Raw genomic sequence first — 5,316 nt, forward strand, 5'->3', positions numbered from 1 at the left:
GCGATATACTCGTCCGTCAAAGACCTTCTCAATGCGTCTGCCTAAAGCGTCATACTTGAACGTAACGGTCTTTCCGTCAGGGCGTGTTACACTCCTAAGCATACCATTGCCCTGCCACGTGTAGGCATAGTCACCGCTCTGCCAAGCAAGGAACTCATCCCGCATTCCAGTTTCAAGGGATGGTCCCGACCTACGCATGCTCTTCAGCACAAGGTTGCCATGGCTGTCATAATAATACCGCCATTTCTTGTCCTCACGCAGCTGTCCACCACGACCATAACTCCTGTCCGTACGGTCAGGGCTATCGTACACGTTACCCATTGCATCTGGGTTACGCCACTGACAACTACCGTCATCATATACAGCCCCTGACAGAGAACCGAAGGTATCATAATCGTAACGGACACTTCTGCGGTTTATTGTGTCAAGCGTCTGCAGAAGACGAAGATTATCACTCCAAAGGTATGACTTATCAAGCAGTGTTTGCCCATTATGACGGACACGCTGATGCGCAGGGCGACCGACATTGTCATATTGCATAGTATTCTCTACACAACCAGACATTATGCGTGAAGTTTCACGCCCGAACCTATCGTATGCTATATTCGCTTCCCAAGGCTTCCTCTGTCCTGACATACCAGCTGATATGTGGTTGACAGTGCCTTTTATATCATATCCGTAGGTAATACTTCCTCCTAATGCACTGACGATATGTGAGAGTCGGGAACGCTCATCATACTTATGCTCCACTGTACGCCCGTCCTGCGTTTCCTTTATGACCTGCCCGAAAGCATTACGCACGAACTCTGTCACGCTGTCTCTGTTGTACGCTTTGGTGAGCCGTCCTGCCTTATCGTACTCCCAAGCCTCCCAGCTACCATCGGTGTACTTGTTAGCTTGGTCATGCTGATGATGCACAGCCGTACCATCAGGTAGCTGTGTAGTAATCACCGTGCCGTCAAAATTCTCTACGGGTTAATCACTCAGTACACGTAGGCGAATATTCGTTTTCCTGTTGCAACTTAAGAACTATAATATGTTTTTCATTAACAATTATAGGTTCAGTCATTGAAAAATATCACCATATTCTTGAGTTTCTATTAACTATTTGCATTATTCCCGTCCTTATATCAACATAATAATCTGCACCTAACCAGTTGTGGGCTATAATTCTTTCTTTATCAAAAAAATCAATATTTGTAAAAGGTGAATCCAATGAAGGATTTACATCTTTTACTTGCCATATTAATTCTCCTTTTTTGTTTTCTACAACTATATTTCTATTACATCTACATTTAGTTGGGACATTATATAATTTAATAATGACGGAATCAAAACATAATTCTTTTTTTATATCTAAGTTTTTGACACTTGTTTCTTGAAGATTAGTCATGTTGTGTATAATTATATTGTTAATGATAACTCTTAATCTATTTGGTGTTTCCGAAATTTTCATTAGGGATACGTTCCAGTAATTGGAATTGTTTTGCGTTCATATCTACACCTCCAAATTCTGGAAGAGGATTAACTTTACCAGATCTCATTCGAGTTCCAGCTGGTACAGTTACAGTAGAAACATGGGTTGGCGTATTGGGCAAATTAAACTTAGTTTTTATTTGTTCGGGAGACAAGCCACGTATTGCTGCTTCATGCATCATTCATGGACCACATTTATTTTCAGCACCATGAACCCTTACAAAAACTTCTTCACGCATTGTAGTAAATTCTGTTACCTTTGCGTTAGGTTTATATGGTGGTGAATAGTCTGGCATTGTTGTATTTGCATCTGCCCCCATTGAAATAATAACATTTGCAGATTTGCCTTCAACTGTTAGTCCAAGCTGGTCTATTTGTATATTGGGGTCAATGACATACCCATACAGCGTAGGGTTTCCTCCTACCAACCTTATCGGGTCTTGGCTTATGTAGTTACCAATCCTCGGGTCATAATATCTGAACCTGTTGTAATAGAGGCGCGTCTCATCGTCCTCGTATTGTCCCAACTGGCGGAAAGGGATGAAGTCACGAATGCCTTTTATGTTTCGAAGGTCACCATAAACATCATAGTCAGCCTGCCAAACAACGTTACCATAGCTGTTGTACGCTTCCACAGGGCGACCAATATAGTCGCTGATAATCGTGTAGCGTTCACCGTTTTGTATCTTTGCCACAGGAACGTATGAGCCTTCCTCATAAACCCACGTGACAAGGTTCTCTACTGGCTCTTCACTCAGCATACGGATGCGACCGAACTCATCAATGCTATGCTGCTGTCGGTCCTTCTCCTCATACTGCCACTCCTGCACCATCACGTTGCCGTCCCAAAGGTAACGGAAGACGTGACCATTGAAAAGCTTTGCCGTGCGACGCCCAAGGGCATCATACTCGAAACGAACAGTCTTACCGTATGGAAGCCGCACCTCCTTGAGCATGCCGTTGCCATACCATTCATAGGCATAGTCACCTGTCTGCCAAGCAATATGCGTGCCACTTTCCTCCGATACTTCGTGGTTCGGATGCTGTGTCAATCCACGACGTGGAGTCTTCAGGATGAGGTTACCCTCAACGTCATAGAGATAGTCATAATGGCGGTCACGGAGAATCCTGCCACCCTTGCCGTGTACGCTTGAACGCTGTAGGATGCAAGAACTAGATTTAGTAATATTTTTAACACTTTGCGGTATCTATGCGTTGCATTTTTCCACTTTTATATTTAATATTAATTATAAACCCACAATCATATGCTTCTATTAAAATGTCAGAGAACTCTGTTGCAATTTTTATCTTGATTATCTTATTATCAAAATATTCCCAGCTATAATTTTGAAGAAAACCTATTTCCTCTGCATTCAAGATAATTACAGAACAATCATCAGAACCAGATATGTTTTTCTGTTGTTCTTTTATAACAGGAGTCTCTAAAATATCTATATTTTTGTCGTTGTTGTATAATCTGATGAACTCACCATCTTTATCTTTGAGATATAGCAAATTAGGATTCACAGAAATAATATTATCCATATTTAAATGACATATCTGTATAATCTCAGAATTAAGCTCTTCTTTTCGTTGGGATTTCTTCCCTATGTCTTTCTGAAATACTTTGTTAAATAGTTTCATCTGAGATGAATCGTTCTCCGCACTCATTTCTGAAAAAATAAAACGAGAACTAGATATTCCCAAGTGATACAACTCATTCGCTAAATGATTTAATTTATCTATATCATTATCAAACCATTTATACTCGCCTTCCGAAATAGAATAATACCTTTCATACCAAGCAATCCAAGTAATAGTTATTGCTAAAACATACTGCTTGAGGTACGGGATATAGCCAACTTTGTAGTAATTATTTTTATTTACTTTAATTTTTTCTAACATATGAAATTACTTTATAATTCTTGTTATAGTTACATTTCCCTTTGGTACCTGATCTATTATACCTTCTGATATACCACCAGAGGTCTTACCTCCAGCTATAAACAAATTATTAGCACCAGAAATTCCCGAGCTTGCTGATCTTAAGTTATAATTTTGAGGATTTGAAATATCTATTCTGTACATACCTCCTTTTCCTTGCCAACCACCCTTAGGAATACCTAAAGCTTCTTCTATTATAGAAATATCTCCATTAGCTTTCTTTAACAAATCATCTATCTGATTGCTTGGAGAAACAAACTGTCCGTCAGGTCTTCCAACCATAGATGAGTTTTTAACAAATTGTTCATAACTATCACTAGGAATGAGAAATGAAGCTCCATTCTTAAAATCAGAACTCAGCTTGCAATCTGATAATCCCCAAACATCTACATATTTATTCAAATCCCCCACATACCCATACAGCGTTGGGTTATTACCCATCAGCCTTATCGGGTCTTGGCTGATATAATTACCAGTCCTCGGATCGTAATATCTGAACCTGTTGTAATACAGCCCTGTTTCCTCGTCCTCATACTGACCTAACTGGCGGAAAGGAATAAACTGCCTGCTGCCGTGAAGATTACAGAGATTACCGTAGATGTCATAGTCTGCCTGCCAGACGATATTACCGTTATCATCGTATGCCCGGACGGGGCGGCCGATGTAGTCGTTGATGATCGTGTAGCGTTCACCATTCTGTATAATTAGACGGAGCTATCCATTTACACAGACTTTACTTCTATATTAAATCCTTCACATAAACTAGCAAAATACTTAGAAACAATATAATGTGACTTGAATGAACAATCTCGTAGAATATAGAAATTATCATTTCTTGTTTGATAAAAGAAAGGAACATCTGGCAAGGAGGAACCATCAGTCAAAGTTAGACTCCCTGAACGTTGTAAATCCAGAATATTATCACTTTTAATAATACGTCCCAAAAAAAAGTCTACAGTTTTATCTTTTATTTTTATCTTACATGGGAAGAATTGTAACTCCTCCTTTAATAAATCTTTGTATTTTTTAACGAATCTACAAGAGAAAATAGGTATAGGTATAATACAATTCAAAAAATCAAGTTTTTGAATTTGAGTATATGTATAACCTTTTCCTGCAATAAGAAGTGGATTTACATACTGAAACGGTATTACATTCTTATTTTCGATAAAAAAATTCCAATATCTTTGTGAATCAGATTGTGATTTAAAACAAACAATCTGACCTGTATTTGTTTCATATTGATTTATTACAAACATATTTAATGGCATTTTATTTTACCAGAGTTAAGTTCTGCCCTTGTCTTTCTCTGTAATTCTGTTAATTCTTGTTGCATCCTCCTTGTGTCCCATTTTTCTTTTAGAGCTTGACCATAGAGGTTGTCTAAACGTCCTTTCATAGTTGCATTATATTCTTTATGAACATCATTCCAACCATTATGAATTGCCTTATTTGGATTTGAATCTATTCCTTCTGCAACTGGCAAATATTTCATATTACCTGCTCCATCGATATTTATACCAGAAGCTTCTAAGATTGGATGGTTCTTAAGGCTTTGAGGTATAATATGATGTCTTTGATAGCCACGTTTTGTAGGCATCCAAGATGGCATAAGACCCAGTATGTCAACCTCCTCATTACAATCCCCCACATACCCATACAGCGTCGGGTTATTTCCCGCTAACCTTATTGGATCCTGGCTGATGTAATTACCTAGCCTTGGTGCATAATAGCGGAAGCGGTTGTAATACAGCCCAGTCTCCTCATCCTCATACTGTCCTAACTGGCGGAAAGGAATGAACTTCCTGCTGCCGTGAAGGTTACGGACGTTACCGTAGATGTCATAGTCTGCCTGCCAGACAATATTACCATTATCATCGTATGCCTGTACAGGAC

General features: G+C 39.1%; 7 protein-coding genes and 1 pseudogene. All 8 read right to left on the reverse strand.

Going from position 1 to position 5,316, the window contains the following annotated elements:
• Positions 1-951: pseudogene (locus HMPREF1505_RS13535) on the reverse strand (RHS repeat domain-containing protein); the annotation flags it as partial.
• A gap of 127 nt (positions 952-1,078) precedes the next feature.
• Positions 1,079-1,456 carry a hypothetical protein gene (locus HMPREF1505_RS07875; protein ID WP_051412345.1) on the reverse strand — a complete coding sequence of 126 codons (378 nt, stop codon included), beginning with the start codon at positions 1,454-1,456 and terminating at the stop codon, positions 1,079-1,081.
• Positions 1,431-1,658 (reverse strand): hypothetical protein, encoded by a 228-nt coding sequence (locus HMPREF1505_RS07880; RefSeq protein WP_036924378.1) that lies wholly within the window; start codon positions 1,656-1,658, stop codon positions 1,431-1,433. Before HMPREF1505_RS07880 ends, HMPREF1505_RS07875 begins: the two co-directional genes overlap by 26 nt.
• Complete coding sequence (locus HMPREF1505_RS13540) at positions 1,659-2,528, reverse strand: RHS repeat domain-containing protein (RefSeq protein WP_231480375.1); 870 nt, start codon at positions 2,526-2,528, stop codon at positions 1,659-1,661.
• 139 nt (positions 2,529-2,667) lie between these two features.
• Positions 2,668-3,381: a hypothetical protein gene (locus HMPREF1505_RS12635; protein ID WP_051412346.1), complete on the reverse strand. Its 714-nt coding sequence runs from the start codon at positions 3,379-3,381 to the stop codon at positions 2,668-2,670.
• A gap of 6 nt (positions 3,382-3,387) precedes the next feature.
• Positions 3,388-4,125 carry an RHS repeat domain-containing protein gene (locus HMPREF1505_RS13660; protein WP_369758973.1) on the reverse strand — a complete coding sequence of 246 codons (738 nt, stop codon included), beginning with the start codon at positions 4,123-4,125 and terminating at the stop codon, positions 3,388-3,390.
• A 17-nt stretch (positions 4,126-4,142) separates the two neighbouring features.
• A complete protein-coding gene (locus tag HMPREF1505_RS12640) occupies positions 4,143-4,691 on the reverse strand; it encodes a hypothetical protein (protein ID WP_051412348.1) in 549 nt (182 codons plus the stop codon).
• Positions 4,682-5,316: RHS repeat-associated core domain-containing protein (locus HMPREF1505_RS12965; RefSeq protein WP_197017511.1), on the reverse strand; the 635-nt coding region annotated here is incomplete at its 5' end. The genes HMPREF1505_RS12640 and HMPREF1505_RS12965, both read right to left, overlap by 10 nt.

The sequence above is a fragment of the Prevotella sp. ICM33 genome (assembly GCF_000517825.1).
Taxonomy (GTDB): Bacteria; Bacteroidota; Bacteroidia; order Bacteroidales; family Bacteroidaceae; genus Prevotella; species Prevotella melaninogenica.

Excerpts from the sequence above, each read along its gene's own strand:
- HMPREF1505_RS07875 (WP_051412345.1), bottom strand. The coding sequence starts at position 1,456 with ATGAAAATTTCGGAAACACCAAATAGATTAAGAGTTATCATTAACAAT.
- HMPREF1505_RS07880 (WP_036924378.1), bottom strand. The coding sequence starts at position 1,658 with ATGATGCATGAAGCAGCAATACGTGGCTTGTCTCCCGAACAAATAAAA.
- HMPREF1505_RS12635 (WP_051412346.1), bottom strand. The coding sequence starts at position 3,381 with ATGTTAGAAAAAATTAAAGTAAATAAAAATAATTACTACAAAGTTGGC.
- HMPREF1505_RS12640 (WP_051412348.1), bottom strand. The coding sequence starts at position 4,691 with ATGCCATTAAATATGTTTGTAATAAATCAATATGAAACAAATACAGGT.